Source organism: Candidatus Eisenbacteria bacterium (genome assembly GCA_035577985.1).
In the GTDB taxonomy this organism is placed as follows: domain Bacteria; phylum Desulfobacterota; class Binatia; order DP-6; family DP-6; genus DATJZY01.
Genome location: DATJZY010000168.1, coordinates 1 through 14,008, shown reverse-complemented (window position 1 = coordinate 14,008; position 14,008 = coordinate 1). Strand labels below are relative to the sequence as shown.

13 protein-coding genes are annotated in these 14,008 nt (G+C 70.0%); 2 read left to right on the top strand and 11 right to left on the bottom strand.

Translation table 11 applies throughout. The annotated features are described in order from the left end of the window. Nucleotides 1-23 precede the first annotated feature (23 nt). Together VMS22_24135 and VMS22_24130 are read right to left on the bottom strand one after the other, a co-directional pair. Entirely contained in the window at nt 24-1,226 is a 1,203-nt protein-coding gene (locus VMS22_24135; GenBank protein ID HXJ37129.1) for a DUF1343 domain-containing protein, read from the bottom strand. Next, the gene (locus VMS22_24130) at nt 1,223-1,768 is read right to left on the bottom strand and encodes a DOMON-like domain-containing protein (GenBank protein HXJ37128.1); all 546 of its coding nucleotides are present in this window, start codon (nt 1,766-1,768) and stop codon (nt 1,223-1,225) included. The genes VMS22_24135 and VMS22_24130 overlap by 4 nt, the downstream gene beginning before the upstream one ends. A gap of 198 nt (nt 1,769-1,966) precedes the next feature. On the opposite strand from VMS22_24130, the gene VMS22_24125 reads away from it, so the two are divergent. Continuing rightward, nucleotides 1,967-3,637: a glycosyltransferase family 39 protein gene (locus tag VMS22_24125; GenBank protein ID HXJ37127.1), complete on the top strand. Its 1,671-nt coding sequence runs from the start codon at nt 1,967-1,969 to the stop codon at nt 3,635-3,637. A 32-nt stretch (nt 3,638-3,669) separates the two neighbouring features. Here the strand turns inward: VMS22_24125 and VMS22_24120 are convergent, their stop codons facing one another. Then, nucleotides 3,670-4,746: a phosphotransferase family protein gene (locus VMS22_24120; GenBank protein ID HXJ37126.1), complete on the bottom strand. Its 1,077-nt coding sequence runs from the start codon at nt 4,744-4,746 to the stop codon at nt 3,670-3,672. Between the two features lie 127 nt (nt 4,747-4,873). On the opposite strand from VMS22_24120, the gene VMS22_24115 reads away from it, so the two are divergent. Further along, on the top strand, nt 4,874-5,995 hold the full coding sequence (locus tag VMS22_24115; protein HXJ37125.1) for a phosphatase PAP2 family protein: 1,122 nt from the start codon (nt 4,874-4,876) through the stop codon (nt 5,993-5,995). Here the strand turns inward: VMS22_24115 and rsmI are convergent. The 8 genes from rsmI to VMS22_24075 form a co-directional block, all read right to left on the bottom strand. Beyond that, the gene (gene rsmI / locus VMS22_24110; protein ID HXJ37124.1) at nt 5,956-6,804 is read right to left on the bottom strand and encodes a 16S rRNA (cytidine(1402)-2'-O)-methyltransferase; all 849 of its coding nucleotides are present in this window, start codon (nt 6,802-6,804) and stop codon (nt 5,956-5,958) included. The genes VMS22_24115 and rsmI overlap by 40 nt on opposite strands. 12 nt (nt 6,805-6,816) lie before the next feature. After that, nucleotides 6,817-8,298 (bottom strand): NADH-quinone oxidoreductase subunit N, encoded by a 1,482-nt coding sequence (locus VMS22_24105; protein ID HXJ37123.1) that lies wholly within the window; start codon nt 8,296-8,298, stop codon nt 6,817-6,819. 5 nt (nt 8,299-8,303) lie between these two features. Continuing rightward, entirely contained in the window at nt 8,304-9,863 is a 1,560-nt protein-coding gene (locus tag VMS22_24100; GenBank protein ID HXJ37122.1) for an NADH-quinone oxidoreductase subunit M, read from the bottom strand. A gap of 11 nt (nt 9,864-9,874) precedes the next feature. Continuing rightward, nucleotides 9,875-12,022 (bottom strand): NADH-quinone oxidoreductase subunit L, encoded by a 2,148-nt coding sequence (gene nuoL, locus VMS22_24095; protein ID HXJ37121.1) that lies wholly within the window; start codon nt 12,020-12,022, stop codon nt 9,875-9,877. After that, nucleotides 12,019-12,330: an NADH-quinone oxidoreductase subunit NuoK gene (nuoK, locus tag VMS22_24090; protein HXJ37120.1), complete on the bottom strand. Its 312-nt coding sequence runs from the start codon at nt 12,328-12,330 to the stop codon at nt 12,019-12,021. Before nuoK ends, nuoL begins: the two co-directional genes overlap by 4 nt. Next, nucleotides 12,330-12,830 carry an NADH-quinone oxidoreductase subunit J gene (locus VMS22_24085; protein HXJ37119.1) on the bottom strand — a complete coding sequence of 167 codons (501 nt, stop codon included), beginning with the start codon at nt 12,828-12,830 and terminating at the stop codon, nt 12,330-12,332. Before VMS22_24085 ends, nuoK begins: the two co-directional genes overlap by 1 nt. Nucleotides 12,831-12,950: 120 nt before the next feature. Then, nucleotides 12,951-13,496, bottom strand: a complete 546-nt coding sequence (locus tag VMS22_24080) for an NADH-quinone oxidoreductase subunit I (GenBank protein ID HXJ37118.1) — start codon at nt 13,494-13,496, stop codon at nt 12,951-12,953. 5 nt (nt 13,497-13,501) lie between these two features. Beyond that, a partial coding sequence (locus VMS22_24075) for a complex I subunit 1 family protein (protein HXJ37117.1) occupies nt 13,502-14,008 on the bottom strand: 507 nt, incomplete at its 5' end.

Here is a 14,008-nt window from a genome sequence, read left to right as displayed (position 1 = left end):
CCCGTCCACCGTTCGCTCGTGGGTCAGTACAGCTCCACCCCGCCCCGCTCCGCGCGCCACGCGGTCTCGTCCGCGAGCGCCATCGCCTCCAGATCTCCCACGCTCGCCGCCGGATCGTCCACCCACTCGCGCAGCAGCGGGCCCCCGTTCAGCACGTCGATCGGGTTCCGCCCGGGCTCGTACTCGTAGACGAAGTCGCGCCAGAGCGGATAGTCCCGCCGCAGCGTCCGAAGCGCCTTGAAGGCGACGGCCATCAGGCGCCACGGGCGGAACGCTTCGTGGTCGTACGCCGGATCGTCGACGTGGATCTGGACGCCGGCGCAGAGCTTCCCGACGTGCTTGTGGAAGGTCGGCTCGAACCAGCACGGGCGCAGCCGGCACCCGCGCAGCCACTGTGGTGCGAGCGACGTCATGGTCGCGACGAGCGCGCGCGCATCCAGATCCGGCGCGCCCAGCACCTCGAGCGGGCGCGTCGTCCCTCGGCCCTCCGACAGCGTCGTGCCTTCGAGCAGGACCGTTCCCGGGAACGGCCGCGTCGTCCACGGGCTCGGGATGTTCGGGCTCGGATTCACCCATGATCGCTCGCCGAGCGGCCAGCCGTAGCCGGGCGTCTCAGACGGCCGCCATCCCTCCATCTCGACGACGGCGAGCTCGACGTCGAGGCGCAGCTCGCGCACGAACCATGTCGCCAGCTCGCCCATGGTGAGGCCGTGACGCATCGGGAGCGGGCCCGCGCCGACGAAGCTCTCCTGTCCGGGACGCAGGCGCAGCCCCTCGACGGGGCGCCCGACCGGGTTCGGACGATCGAGCACCCACACCGCCTTCTTCCGCGCCGCCCCTTCCTCCAGCACGTAGCGGAGCGTCGTGACGAACGTGTAGATGCGCGTCCCCACGTCCTGCAGGTCGACCAGCACGACGTCGCAGTTGTCCAGCATCGCCGCCGTCGGGCGGCGGACCTCGCCGTAGAGGCTGAAGACGGGGATCCGGTGCACGGGATCCACGAAGTCGGGCGACTCGATCATGTTGTCCTGCTTGTCGCCGCGCAGGCCGTGCTGCGGGCCGAAGGCCGCCGTCACCTTGACGTCGCCGACGGCGACGAGCGCGTCGAGCGAGTGGAAGAGATCGCGCGTGACCGACGCCGGATGCGCGACCAGGCCGACGCGACGGCCGGCGAGCGGGCGGCGGAGCGCGGACTCCTCGAGCAGCCGGTCGATCCCGAACCTCACGCGTGCGACTCCTCGAGGCGGAGCGCGAAGCCGTCCTCGTGGTGGAAGTCGGGCTTCACCGCCGGGTGGCGAAGCGCCCAGTACGAGCACCGGCCTGCGTTGCTCTCGACGACGGCGGAGAGCCCGACCCGCAGCGCCGCGTCGCGATACGACACCGACAAGTCCTCCAGCTCGACCAGTACGTCCACGCCGAGCCGTTCGCTCTCGCGCCGGACGACGATCTGCGGCGCCACGCGACTGTCGGTCAGCGGACCGCCTTCGCGATAGCGATGGAACGCGTACGCCGCCCACTCGCGCGACGGCGAGAAGTTGAGCTCGACGTAGCCGGGCTTGCCCTCGGCGGCGATGAAGGCCTCGAAGCACGTGTGCCGCCAGAGATCCGTGCCGCGCCGGAGCGCGCCGGGCGGCGGAATGCGGACGCCCCCGAGCGCACCCTCGAGCACGTAGCGCAGCCGGAGCTCGCCACCCGCCGTCCGCTCGGCCCGTGCGGCGATACGCCACGCCCGTTCGGGCGTCGAGGGGTGGGGCACCAAGGGGAGCATCGTGCCCCCCTCAACCGCATCGCTGGCAGCTCTGCAAGTTCCTGCGCGCTTCATACGCTTCCCGCCGAGGCGCCGAGCGGATGACCGCGGGCCACCGGCGATGCACGGCCGTCGTCCGGCCCGGGCCTTGCTCGACCCAGTGTGCCCTCGGTCCGAACTTCATCCACCCGTCAGGACGACCCTGGCAGCTTGGGCGCCATGCGACCGGATGCCGACGCTTCGACGTGGGCCGCGATCGCGGCGTTCGCTTTGAGCATCGTGGTGTATGCGACCGTCGCCTCCTCCCTTCCCTTCTACGACAAGGGAGAGCCCCGCGAGGCCCTGGTGGTGCAGGGCGCGCTGCGCGGCGACGACATCGTCCTGCCGCGGCCGGACGCGCAGCACCTCCCGTCGAAGCCTCCCCTCTTTCACTGGCTCGCCGCCGTCGCGATCGCGTTCGCCGGGCGGGCGAACGAATTCGCGGTGCGGCTGCCGAGCGTCGTTCTGGGCGCGCTCGCCGTCGCGCTCACGACGCTCGTGGCGGCCCACGCCTACGGTGTCGCCGCCGGGTGCATCGCCGCGGTCGTCCTCGGATCGTCCTTCGAATGGATGCGTGCGGCGACTCAGAGCCGCGTCGACATGACGCTCACCTTCTTCGTCATCGTCGCGATCTGGGCGTGGCACGTCGGCGTCGCCGAGCCAGCCAGACGGCGGACGGTGCGCGTCGGCTATCTCGCCTCGGGCGCAGCGGTACTGACCAAGGGTCCGGTCGGCCTGGCGCTTCCGATCCTGGTCCTCGTCGCCGACGCGTTCCGGCGACGCGACCTGCGCTCGCTGCGGCGCCTCGTCGACGTCCCCGGCGCCTGCGGGATGCTGATCGTGGGAGCGGGGTGGTACGCGCTGGCCTGGACGCGTGGCGGCTCTGCATTCGTCAGCCGTCATTTCGTCCACGAGAACGTACAGCGCTTCGTCGGCTGGGGCTCGGTGGCCCACCGGCACCCCGCGCTCTACTACTTCCCCGCGCTCGCCGTCGCGTTCCTGCCCTGGACGCTGGCGCTCCCGACGGCGGCCCAGCGCCTGTGGCATCGCCGGGAGGGGGACGACGCCTTCCTGCTCGTCTGGATCGTGTCGATCTTCGGCTTCTACTCGCTCGCCGCCGGCAAGCGATCCACCTACTTGCTGCCCATCTTCCCGCCGCTCGCGATCTTGACCGGCAGCGCGCTCGCCGCTTCGACCGAGCGCCCGCCCGGCACGCCGGCACGCGTGGTCCTCCTGGCGACGAGCTTCACCGTCCTCGCCGGCGCGCTGCTCGTCGGCTTCGATCGCATCGCGTCGCTCCGGCCGATCCTCGATGTGCTCGTGGCCGGGACCGATCGGGCCCGCCTGCCGGCCGCGCTGGACGCCGTCCACGCGGATCGCGGCGCCGTCGCCGTGACGCTCGCGATCGTCGCCGGCGCGCTCGCGGTCGTGGCGCTGCCGAACGTCGGTCGAACGGCACGGCTGGTCGCGCTCGGCGCGACGGCGTTCGGCGCCACCGTCGGCCTGACCGCGTTCGGCACGTATCCGGTGGCGAGCAGGCTTTCGACACGACCCTTCGCCGATCGCGTGCTCGCCCACCTCCGCCCGGGGGACCGGCTGTGCACGTGCGGCGATCTCGACGGGGCGCTGCGCTTCTACCTCGGGGGAAACGTCGTCCCGTGCAACCTGCTGGGGCCGCCCCCGGCCGATGCCAGGACCTCCGCGATCGAGCCGCCGGCAACGAACCCGCACGGCGCGCGTGAGCGCTACCACGTGTGGGCGTTGCCCGCGAGCGACTTCGCCGGGGGACGCCCGTGCGCCACGCACGCGAGCCACGTGATGGCGCGCGCCCCGGCGGCGGAGTCGCGATGACCGTGCGCCCGCCGAACCGGTGCGCGAACGGCTCAGGCCGCGTCGAGTCTCGCGCGCGTCTGCTCGAGGGCGCCGAGCGCCAGACCCGACGGCGAGGCTGCGCCGAGGTCGACGCCGTGGACGCGCATCATCTCGTCGATCGCGACCATGACGACGCCGAAGCGGAAGGCCGCCCACACCTCGAAATAGTCGAGGTTCCGGACTGGCCGCTTGGTGATCGACTCGTAGATCGCCGCGTGCCCGGCGCGATCGGGGAAGCCCGGCAGGTTCTGGATGCCGAGTCCCTCGGTCAGGAAGTACGAGATGTACCAGAACCACGCCAGGTCGACCTCGGCCGGGCCGGTGCACGCCATCTCCCAGTCGAGGACGGCGACCGGCGTGAAATCCCGGTACATCATGTTCGAGATGCGCGCGTCGCCCCAGTTGAGGACGACGGGGCCGAGGTCCCGCGGCTTGTTCGCCTGGAGCCACGCGAAGGTGTCGTCGAGGAGCGGGTGGGACACGCCGGCCTTCGCCCACGGCAGGTAGTCGGCGTAGTAGCCGAGCTGCTGCTCGAACCCGGTCGTGCCGTACTGCGGGCGATCGAGGAAGCCGAGCCCGATCGCACGCCAGTCGAGCGCGTGGAGATCGGCCAGCACCTCGAGCGAGCGGCGCCAGAGCTTCGCCTGGTCCTCGGGCGACGCCTCGGCGAGCCAGCCCATGACCGCGAACGGCGGATTGTCCGACGGCACCACCCCGTCGACGCGCTCCATCACGTAGAACGGCTGCCCGACCACCGACGCGTCCTCCTCGAACCACACGCAGTGCGGCACCGGAATGCGCGTGCGCTTCCGCAGCGCGTCCATGCAGTCGAATTGGAGGCGCATGTCGTACTCGGGGAAGACTGCCCTGCCCGACGGCTTCACGCGCGCGACGAAGCGCTGGCTGCGCTCGGCGCCGTTCTCGGTCCACGTCGCCTCGAAGAGGAGCGTCTCGTTCGAGTGGCCTGCGCCCTGCGGGATCTCGAGCGCCGAGAGCGCCGGTCGCGAGCCCGCCGGCAGCCGCCGCGCGAGCCAGCCCGTGAGCTGCTCGCGCGTCTTGTCGAAGTCCCGCGTGACGACGATCGCCATGGCGGGCTCCTTCTCGCCCAGCCGGCGCTCGATCTCAACCCGCGACCGCGCAGGCCCGGCGCCTTCACGCGGCCTACAGGATCCAGCCGCTAAGATCATGGCGGTGCCTTCGGAACGACACGACCGGGTGCCGGGTCCGAGGCACGTCGTTCTCGGCATCTCCGCGCTCCTCGGCTTCGGCGTCCAGACGTTGCTCCTGGACGGACGGCTCGAGTGGCTGGACGCGTACGTCGGCTCGGCCGCTCGTTCCCTCCAGACGAGCGAGGCCGCACGGGCGCTCGTGGCCGTCACGCACGCCGCGCCGTTCGTCGGTGCGGCCCTGGTGGTGGCTGGAATCGTCCTCGCGCTTCGGCGCGGCGAGGACGCGTGGCGGATCGCTGCGATCCTCGTCCAGCTTGCGGTCGGACTGGTCCTCGCCTGGGCCCTGAAGGCCGTCTTCCACCGGGTTCGGCCTGCGGCGCTACCGTGGAACGTCGTGGGCGACAGCTTTCCGAGCGGCCACGTGATGAACGCGGCGTTGTGCTTCGGAACCGCGTGGCGCCTGGCACCACCCCGCGATCCCCATGGAAGCGTCGGACCGTTGCGCGCGGCTCTGGCGGTCGGCGGATGTGTGTACGTGCTCGCCGTCGCCGTGACGCGGGTCGTCCTTGCCCGCCACTGGCTGACGGACGTGACGGCGAGCCTGCTGCTCGGGACCGCCTGGGTCGCGCTGGCTCCGGCTCCCCGGCCCGCCGTCACGCGGCGGCTCCTGCTCGCGACGCCCGCCATCCTGATGGCGATCTGCGTCTCGGCCGCCACCGGCAGCCGGATCGCCCTTCCCTCGCCTTCACGGCTCGATGGCGCGAAACCGGACGGCCTGCCCCAGAATCACGATTCGCTGTTCGCGGTCGAGATCGACGACGATGGACTCATTCCGCCGACCGCGGGCGCGACGGAGTACACGCTGTTGGCGCCGACCCTCGGCAAGCAGTGGGTCGAGGTGCGAAACGGCCGCAGCGCCGTCCTGAAGCTCGTCGCCCGCACGCATCTCGATGGGGTCGCGATGGCGGCCAACCGGCTCGAGCTGCTGATCGACGGCACGCCGGTGGGCGTGCAGCCGCTGCGGGCGGACTGGCGGACGCTGGCGTTCGCGCTGCCGACGCTGGAGCCCGGCACGCACCAGTTCGAGCTGCTGCCGCGTGCGCCGACCTTCGCGCTCGGACGCCCGACTCAGGCCGCTCCGCCGCGCTGGAGCTCGAGCGCCCGCTGATAGATTTGGCGGCGGGGCCGGCCCGTCTCGGCCGCCAGCCGCGCCGCGACGTCGCGGACGCCGAGCCCCTCGGCGCGCAGCCGCCGGATCTGGGCGTCGAGGTCGAGGGGTGTGCCACCCGCGGCCGCGTCCGGCGCGCCTGTCACCACGATCACGAGCTCGCCCAGCACCTTCGCGCGGCCCGCGAGCGCCGCGCGCACGTCCGAGAGGCGGCCCCGCAGGATCTCCTCGTGGAGCTTGGTCAGCTCGCGCCCGACCACCGCCTCGCGATCGCCGAGCGCGCCCAGGGCGTCGTCCAGCATCGCGACGACGCGCGTCGGCGCTTCGAGGAAGACGAGCGCTCGCGCCTCGCGCGCCAGCTCCCCCAGGCGCCGGCGGCGCGCCGCCGAGCGGTTCGGCAAGAACCCCTCGAACGCGAACCGGTCGACGGGGAGCCCGGCGACCGACGTGATGGCCGCCACCGCCGACGGCCCGGGGATCGGCACGACGCGCACGCCCGCCACGAGGGCCTGCCGGACGAGGTGATAGCCCGGGTCGGCGATCCCCGGCGTGCCCGCGTCCGAGACGAGCGCCACGCTCTCGCCGCGCCGCAGCCGCTCCACCAGGCCCGGCGCGCGCGTGCGCTCGACGGCGTCGTGGTAGGCGACGAGCGGCTTCGCGATCCCGTGGTGCTGGAGCAGCACGCGCGTGCGGCGCGTATCCTCGGCGGCGACGACGTCCACCTCGCGCAGCACGCGCAGGGCGCGCAGGGTCACGTCCTCGAGATTCCCGATCGGCGTGGCGACGACGTAGAGGACGCCACCGGCCATCGAGGTGCCCCGTCAGCCGCGGAACACGTGCATCGCCGTGCCGGCCACGTCGTAGAGCGGGCCGAAGTACACGCCGAGCACGATCGTCAGTGTGGCGAGGGCGACGAGGGCGCCGACGCCGAAGGGCGGGAACTGCAGCGTCGCTTCGTCCACCGTCGGCTCCTCGAAGAACATCGCCTTCACGATCCGGAAATAGTAGTAGAGCGACACGACGCTGTTGAGCGCGCCGGCCACGACCAGGGCCACCGCGCCGCCGCGGATGCCGGCCGCGAACACGTAGAACTTGCCGATGAAGCCCGCGAGCGGCGGCAGGCCGGCGAGCGAGGCGAGAAAGACCGTGAGCGCGACCGCCGGCGCCGCCCCGCCGCGCCAGGCGAGCCCGTGGTAGCTCTCGACGTCCTCGCGCCCGGTCTGGTTCGCGACCAGCATGACCACCCAGAAGGCGCCGAGGTTCATCAGGTAGTAGACCGCGAGGTACACGAGCGCGGCGCGCACGCCCTCCTCGCGGAACACGACCACGCCGAGGAGCGCGTAGCCCGCGTGCGCGATCGACGAGTACGCGAGCAGCCGCTTGACGTTCTGCTGCGGCAGCGCGGCCAGGTTCCCGAGCGTCATGGTGAGGAAGCAGATGGCCATGAAGAGCGACAGGAAGGCCACGCCACCGGGCACCACCGACTCGGCCGCGTCGCCGATGCCGAAGTTGAAGAAGCGCAGGAGGATCGCGAACCCCGCGGCCTTCGAGCCGACGGCGAGGAACGCCGTCACGGGGATGGGCGCGCCGGTATAGACGTCGGGCGCCCACATGTGGAACGGCACCGCCGAGATCTTGTAGCCGAAGCCCGCGAGCACGAGCAGCAGCGCCACGAAGAGCGCGCCCTGGCTCTGCGCGTCGAGCGCGACCACACGCTGGGCGATGACGCCGTAGTCCATCGAGCCCGTGAGGCCGAAGATCCAGCTCATGCCGTAGATCATCGCGCCCGACGCGACGCCGCCGTAGATGAGGTACTTGAGGGCCGCTTCGCCCGAGCGCCGGTTGTGACGCAGGAAGCCGGTCAGCACGTACGACGTGAGGCTCACGAACTCGAGCGACAGGTACGCCATCAAGAGATTGCCCGCCGACGCCATCAGCAGCATGCCGAGGCCGCTCGAGACGAGCAGCGTGTAGTACTCGCCCTCGTTCGCGCGCCCCGCCACCTCGCGCGAGCCGAGCGACATGAGGATCGCGGCCACGAGCGAGAGGCCGAGCAGCACCTTGAAGAAGACCGCGAACGGGTCGAGCACGATCATGCGCCCGAAGAGCCAGGTGGGCGCCGCGCCCCAGAGGGCGAGCGACGTCACGACGGCGGCGATCGCGCCGGCGAGCGCCACGATGCCGACGCCGCTCGCGCGCTCGTCGCGCTGAACCGCGATGAGGTCGAAGAAGATGAGCACGAGCACCGTCCCCGAGAGGATCAGCTCGGGGACGAACCAGGCGAGGCTCTGCGTCGAGTCCATCCGGCCTACTCGCCGACCGACGCGACCCGCATGGCCCGTGCGGCGGGCTGCGAGGCGCTGGTGACGTGCGTGTTCAGCTGCCGGAGCGCGGGATCCTGCATGTCGAGGATGATCTTCGGGTAGATGCCGAGCACGAGCACGATGATCGCGAGCGGCACCAGCGTGAAGATCTCGCGGCCGTTGATCTCCCAGCCCTTGTCCGCGTACTTCGGGTTCGGCGCGCCCAGGTACATGCGCTGGAGCGCCCACAGCATGTAGCCCGCCGTCAGCACGACGGCGCTGGCGGCGATGACGGTGAGCAGCGGATAGACCTTCCACGCCCCGAGCAGCACGAGCACCTCGGAGATGAAGGCCGAGAGCCCGGGGATGCCCATCGCGGCGAAGAACGCGAAGCCGGTGACGAACGTGTAGCGCGGCATGATCGACGCGAGGCCGCCGAAGCCGTTGATGTCGCGGTGATGGGCACGGTCGTAGATGACGCCCACCAGCAGGAACAGCATGGCGGTGATCGTGCCGTGGTTGAACATCTGCAGCACGGCGCCGTTGATGCCTTGGTCGGTGAAGGCGGCCATGCCGAGCATCACGTAGCCCATGTGGCTGATCGAGGAGTACGCGACCAGCTTCTTCAGGTCCTGCTGCGCCATGGCGCACAGGGCGCCGTAGATGATGTTGAACGTGCCGAGCGCGGCGAGCACGACGAAGGCGACGCTGAGGCCGCCCAGGCCCGGGACGAGGTCCGACATCGGCGCCAGCGTCGCCGCCGGGAGGATGCCGTAGTTGATCCGCAGGATGCCGTACGTCCCCATCTTCAGGAGCACGCCGGCCAGGATGACCGAGATGGCCGTGGGCGCTTCCACGTGCGCGTCGGGCAGCCAGGTGTGGAAGGGGAACGCGGGAATCTTGATCGCGAAGCCGATGAAGAGCGCCAGCCACAGCACCATCTGCACCTTCAGCGGAATCTTGTCGGCCACCAGCACGCCGAGCTTCGTCATGTCGAAGCTGTGCGGCGTCGGCGTGAAGTAGAGGTAGAGCAGCGCGACCAGCATCAGCACCGAGCCGAGCAGCGTGTAGAGGAAGAACTTGATCGCCGCATACTCGCGCCGCGGGCCGCCCCAGATCCCGATGAGGAAGTACATCGGGAGCAGCATCACCTCCCAGAAGACGTAGAAGAGGAAGAAGTCGAGCGCGACGAAGGTGCCGATCATGCCGGTCTCGAGCAGCAGGAAGAGCGCGAAGTAGCCCTTCGGTGCCTTCTCGATCCCGAACGACGCGACCATGCAGAGGGTCGAGAGGAGCGCCGTCAGCAGCACCATGGTGACGCTGATGCCGTCGACGCCGACGAAGTACTCGATGTTGTAGGCGGGGATCCACGCCGCCCGCTCGATGAACTGGAAGCCGCCCTCGGGGTTGAAGCGCTGGAAGAGCGAGAACGCGCCCAAGAGGCCGGGAATCGTGAACGCCGTCGCCGTGCCTCGGATGAGGCCCACCTGCTTCGAGGGCAGGCACAGCACGATCGCCGCTCCGACGAGCGGGAAGAAGACCATCCCTGAGAGCAAGTGTTCCATTCGTCGCTTTCCTAGGGCGTTCCGGCGAACGCCAGGTAGTAGTATGCCAGCACTCCGCCGAGCACGCCCGCGACCACGACGAAGAGGTAGGCGCTGATGGCGCCGCTCTGGATCAGCCGCACGCGCCGCCCGATCGCGAAGGTGCCGTTGGCGACGCCGTTGACGGCGCCGTCGACGACGTAGTTGTCGAAGAGCCCCTCGACGCGCGACACGACGCGGACGAGGGCGGCAGCGCCGTTCACGATGCCGTCGATGATCGTCGCGTCGAACCAGGCGAGCACGCGCGTCAGCACCAGCGTCGCGCGCAGCACGGTGGCCTCGTACAGCTCGTCGACCCACCACTTGTCGAGCGAGCCGCGGTAGAGCCAGCCGCCGGCGAGGTTGCTGAACCGCTCGGGCGGGATCGTCCCGGTCTTGAAGACCAGGGTCGCGAGCGCGATTCCCGCGAAGGCGCCGATGACCGACACCGCCATCACCGCCCACTCGACCGTCAGCGAGTAGGCCTCGTGCTTCCAGTGGGCGATCTCCTCGGGCATCTTCACGACCGGCTCGAGCCAGTGGTCGAGGAGGCCGGAGAACGGCATCCAGTGCGGCAGGCAGATCAGGCCGCTTGCGACCGCGCCGATCGCCAGCACGACGAGCGGCACGGTCATCTGCCAGGGCGACTCGTGCGGCGTCGCGTGGCCACCGCCGTGGCCGTGGCCGTCGTGCGCCGCGTGGGCGACGCCGTGCCCGTGCCCGGCGTCGTGCCCGGCCCAGCGCGGCTCGCCGAAGAAGGTCATGTAGACCTGGCGGAACATGTAGCACGCGGTGAGCGCCGCGACGCCGACGCCCGTCAGCCAGAGCGCCGTGCCGCCGAGCGGGCTCGCGTACGCCATCCACAGGATCTCGTCCTTCGACCAGAAGCCCGCGAGACCCGGCACGCCGGCGATCGCGAGCGTCGCGACCAGGAACGTCCAGAACGTCCGCGGCATGTACGGGCGGAGCCCGCCCATCTTCCGCATGTCCTGCTCGTGGTGCATCGCGTGGATGACGCTGCCCGAGCCGAGGAAGAGGCACGCCTTGAAGAACGCGTGCGTGATCACGTGCGACATGCCGGCCACGTAGTCGCCGACGCCCATGGCGAGGAACATGTAGCCGAGCTGCGAGACGGTGGAGTACGCGAGCACCTTCTTGATGTCGTTCTGCGTGATCGCGATGGTCGCGGCGACGACGGCCGTCGCGGCGCCGATGATCGCGACGACGTGGAGCGTCGCCGGCGACATCGAGAACAGGAAATTCATCCGCGCGATCATGTAGAGGCCCGCCGTCACCATGGTGGCGGCGTGGATCAGCGCCGAGACCGGCGTCGGGCCGGCCATCGCGTCCGGCAGCCAGACGTAGAGCGGGATCTGCGCCGACTTCCCGGTCGCGCCGACGAAGAGGAAGAGCGTGATGAGCGTCACGACCGGCCAGCCCCAGAGCTGCATCCCGTCCAGCAGGTGCGCGTGCTCGCGCATCTGGCGGAAGACGAGCGTCGCGTGGCCGTGCGCATCGAGGCTCCAGAAGATGAGGAAGATCCCCAGCACGAAACCGAAGTCGCCGATGCGGTTGAAGATGAACGCCTTGTTCGCGGCGGTCGTGTTCGGCAGCTCCTGGTGCCAGAAGCCGATGAGAGCCCACGAGCAGAAGCCCACGCCCTCCCAACCGACGAACATGAGCAGCAGGCTGTCGCCCAGGACGAGCGTCAGCATGGCGAAGATGAAGAGGTTCATGTACGCGAAGAACCGCCAGAAGGCGGGATCCTCGTGCATGTACGCGGTCGCGTAGAGGTGGATGAGCGCGCCGATCCCGGTCACGACCAGGATCATCGCCGACGAGAGGGGATCCACCTGGAAGGCCAGGTCGACGTGGAGCGTACCGACGTGGATCCACGGCAGCAGCGTCACCAGGAGCCCGCCCTCGCGCGCGTGCTCCTCCATGCCGACGAGCTGCAGGAACGCCACCAGCGAGAGCACGAACGACGCGGTCACCGTCGCGACCGCGAGCGTTCCGATCGCCTGCTTGCCGAGCCGCGCCTGCATCCGCTCGCCGAAGAAGCCGAGCACGATCGCGCCCGCGAGCGGCAGGAGCGGGATCAGCGCCACGTACGGCGCCTGCGCGACGTGCGACTCGCTCATCCCCGCAGCCGATCCGTGGCGTCGACGTCGATGGTCTCGAACGTCTGGTAGATGCCGAGCACGATCGCGAGCCCGATGGCCGCCTCGGCGGCTGCGAGCATGATGACGAAGATGGCGAAGACCTGGCCGTCGTAGCCGGTCTGGCCGTAACGAGCGAAGGCGACGTAGTTGACGTTGGCGGAGTTGAGGATGAGCTCGATCCCCATGAGGATGCCGAGCGCGTTCCGGCGCGTGACGACGCAGAAGAGCCCGAGCGAGAAGAGGATCGCCGACAGGACGACGAAGTGGGTGACCGTCACCCCCTCCATCAGCCGCGGATCTCCTTGCGTGAGACGACGACCGCGCCGATCAACGCGACCAGGAGGACGAGCGATGCAATCTCGTACGGGAGCACGTAGTCGGTGAGGAAGGCGTTCCCGATCCCATAGGTCGTGGGCTGGGGCGCGGTCGCCTCCTTCGCGACCCAGGTCGCCGCCGTCCCGGCGCGCACCAACCAGGCGAACACCCCGCCGACGAGGACCACGGCCAGGGGCCGTGCGACGGCGCGGTTCGAGACGTGCACGTCGGCGATCCGGTGCGTCAGCATGACCGCGAAGATCGTGAGGACGAGGATGCCGCCCACGTAGACGAGGAGCTGGACGACGCCGAGGAAGTCGGCCCCGAGGACGACGAACGTGCCCGCCACGCCGAGCAGCGTCCCCATGAGGGAGAACGCCGAGTACATGATGTTGTTCGAGAGCGCGACGCCGAGCGCGCAGACGACGGTGAACGTCGCCAGGAGGTAGAATACGGCAGTCGTGATCGGCACTATTCGCAGCTCACACGGTAACTTGGGTCACACCACGGGCGTCGGAGTCGAAGTCGGAGGCCTGTACCAAATGGTCCGAGGGGGGGCAAACGCGATGCGCCCCCGACGGCGTCCCGAGCGCTACGACTCGCCGCCCTTCGCGAACTCGGCGAGGTAGCGCATGCCGCGATCGAGGATCGGCTTGATCACCGGGTCGGTCTCGCCCGCCTTCTTCGGCCGGTAGGCGACGGTGGGAGCCCGCACGAAACGCCGCACGAGGCTCTCGAGCGAGTAGTCGGCGCCCTCGAACTCGGGCGTGTGATGGATCGACCCGGTCGGGCACGGCTCGCTGCACAGACCGCAGTACATGCACTTGGCCATGTCGATGTCGAAGCGCGTCATGACAAGGCCGCCGGCGGCCTTGTCCTTCTCGGCTTCGATCACGATGCAGTCGATGGGACACGCGCGCTCGCAGGCGAGGCACGCCGTGCAGATCTCGAGGTCGACCTCCAGGATGCCGCGGTAGCGGAACGGCAGCGTGTCCTGGATGCGGACGCCGTCGGGCAAGCGATCGGGGTATTCGATCGTGAACGGCTTCCGCACCATGTGCGACGCCGTGATCGCCATGCCCTCGCCGATCGTCGCGATGGCGTCCTTGATGCTGCGGAAGTAGGTCGCGAGGCCCATCGTCGTCACCCCGGGGAGCGCGTCGTGGCGAGCGGGTTGAACAGCAGGTGGGCGCGCGTGAGCTTCGCGTACTCGAGGTGGTACACCACCCGGTGCGCGAACATCATCGTGGCCGCCGCCGCCGAGACGACGAGCACCATCCGCGTCACGACCTGCAGCCAGACCGGCGACCAGATCATCCAGGCGGCCGTCCCGATGAGGTTCACGAAGGCGATCGGCACGAGATACTTCCAGCACATGCTCATCATCTGGTCGACGCGGATGCGCGGCAGCGTCCAGCGCAGCCAGATCGGCACCAGCACGCCCACGCCGTAGGCCTTCAAGAAGAACGTCGCGAACTCGAGCAGGTGCTGCACGACTTTGCTCTCGAACGTGAACGGGATCTGCCAGCCGCCGAGGAAGAGCGTGGTCACGATCGCGCCGATGACGTAGAGGTTCCCCCACTCGGCCATGAAGAAGAGGAGGTTCCGCATGCCCGAGTACTCCGTCGCGAAGCCCGCGACGAGCTCGGA

Bases quoted from the DNA above. Each gene is read 5' to 3' on its own strand.
- VMS22_24100 (HXJ37122.1), bottom strand. From the start codon at position 9,863: ATGGAACACTTGCTCTCAGGGATGGTCTTCTTCCCGCTCGTCGGAGCG.
- VMS22_24125 (HXJ37127.1), top strand. From the start codon at position 1,967: ATGCGACCGGATGCCGACGCTTCGACGTGGGCCGCGATCGCGGCGTTC.
- VMS22_24080 (HXJ37118.1), bottom strand. From the start codon at position 13,496: ATGGGCCTCGCGACCTACTTCCGCAGCATCAAGGACGCCATCGCGACG.
- nuoK (HXJ37120.1), bottom strand. From the start codon at position 12,330: ATGGAGGGGGTGACGGTCACCCACTTCGTCGTCCTGTCGGCGATCCTC.
- nuoL (HXJ37121.1), bottom strand. From the start codon at position 12,022: ATGAGCGAGTCGCACGTCGCGCAGGCGCCGTACGTGGCGCTGATCCCG.
- rsmI (HXJ37124.1), bottom strand. From the start codon at position 6,804: ATGGCCGGTGGCGTCCTCTACGTCGTCGCCACGCCGATCGGGAATCTC.
- VMS22_24130 (HXJ37128.1), bottom strand. From the start codon at position 1,768: ATGCTCCCCTTGGTGCCCCACCCCTCGACGCCCGAACGGGCGTGGCGT.
- VMS22_24120 (HXJ37126.1), bottom strand. From the start codon at position 4,746: ATGGCGATCGTCGTCACGCGGGACTTCGACAAGACGCGCGAGCAGCTC.
- VMS22_24105 (HXJ37123.1), bottom strand. From the start codon at position 8,298: ATGGACTCGACGCAGAGCCTCGCCTGGTTCGTCCCCGAGCTGATCCTC.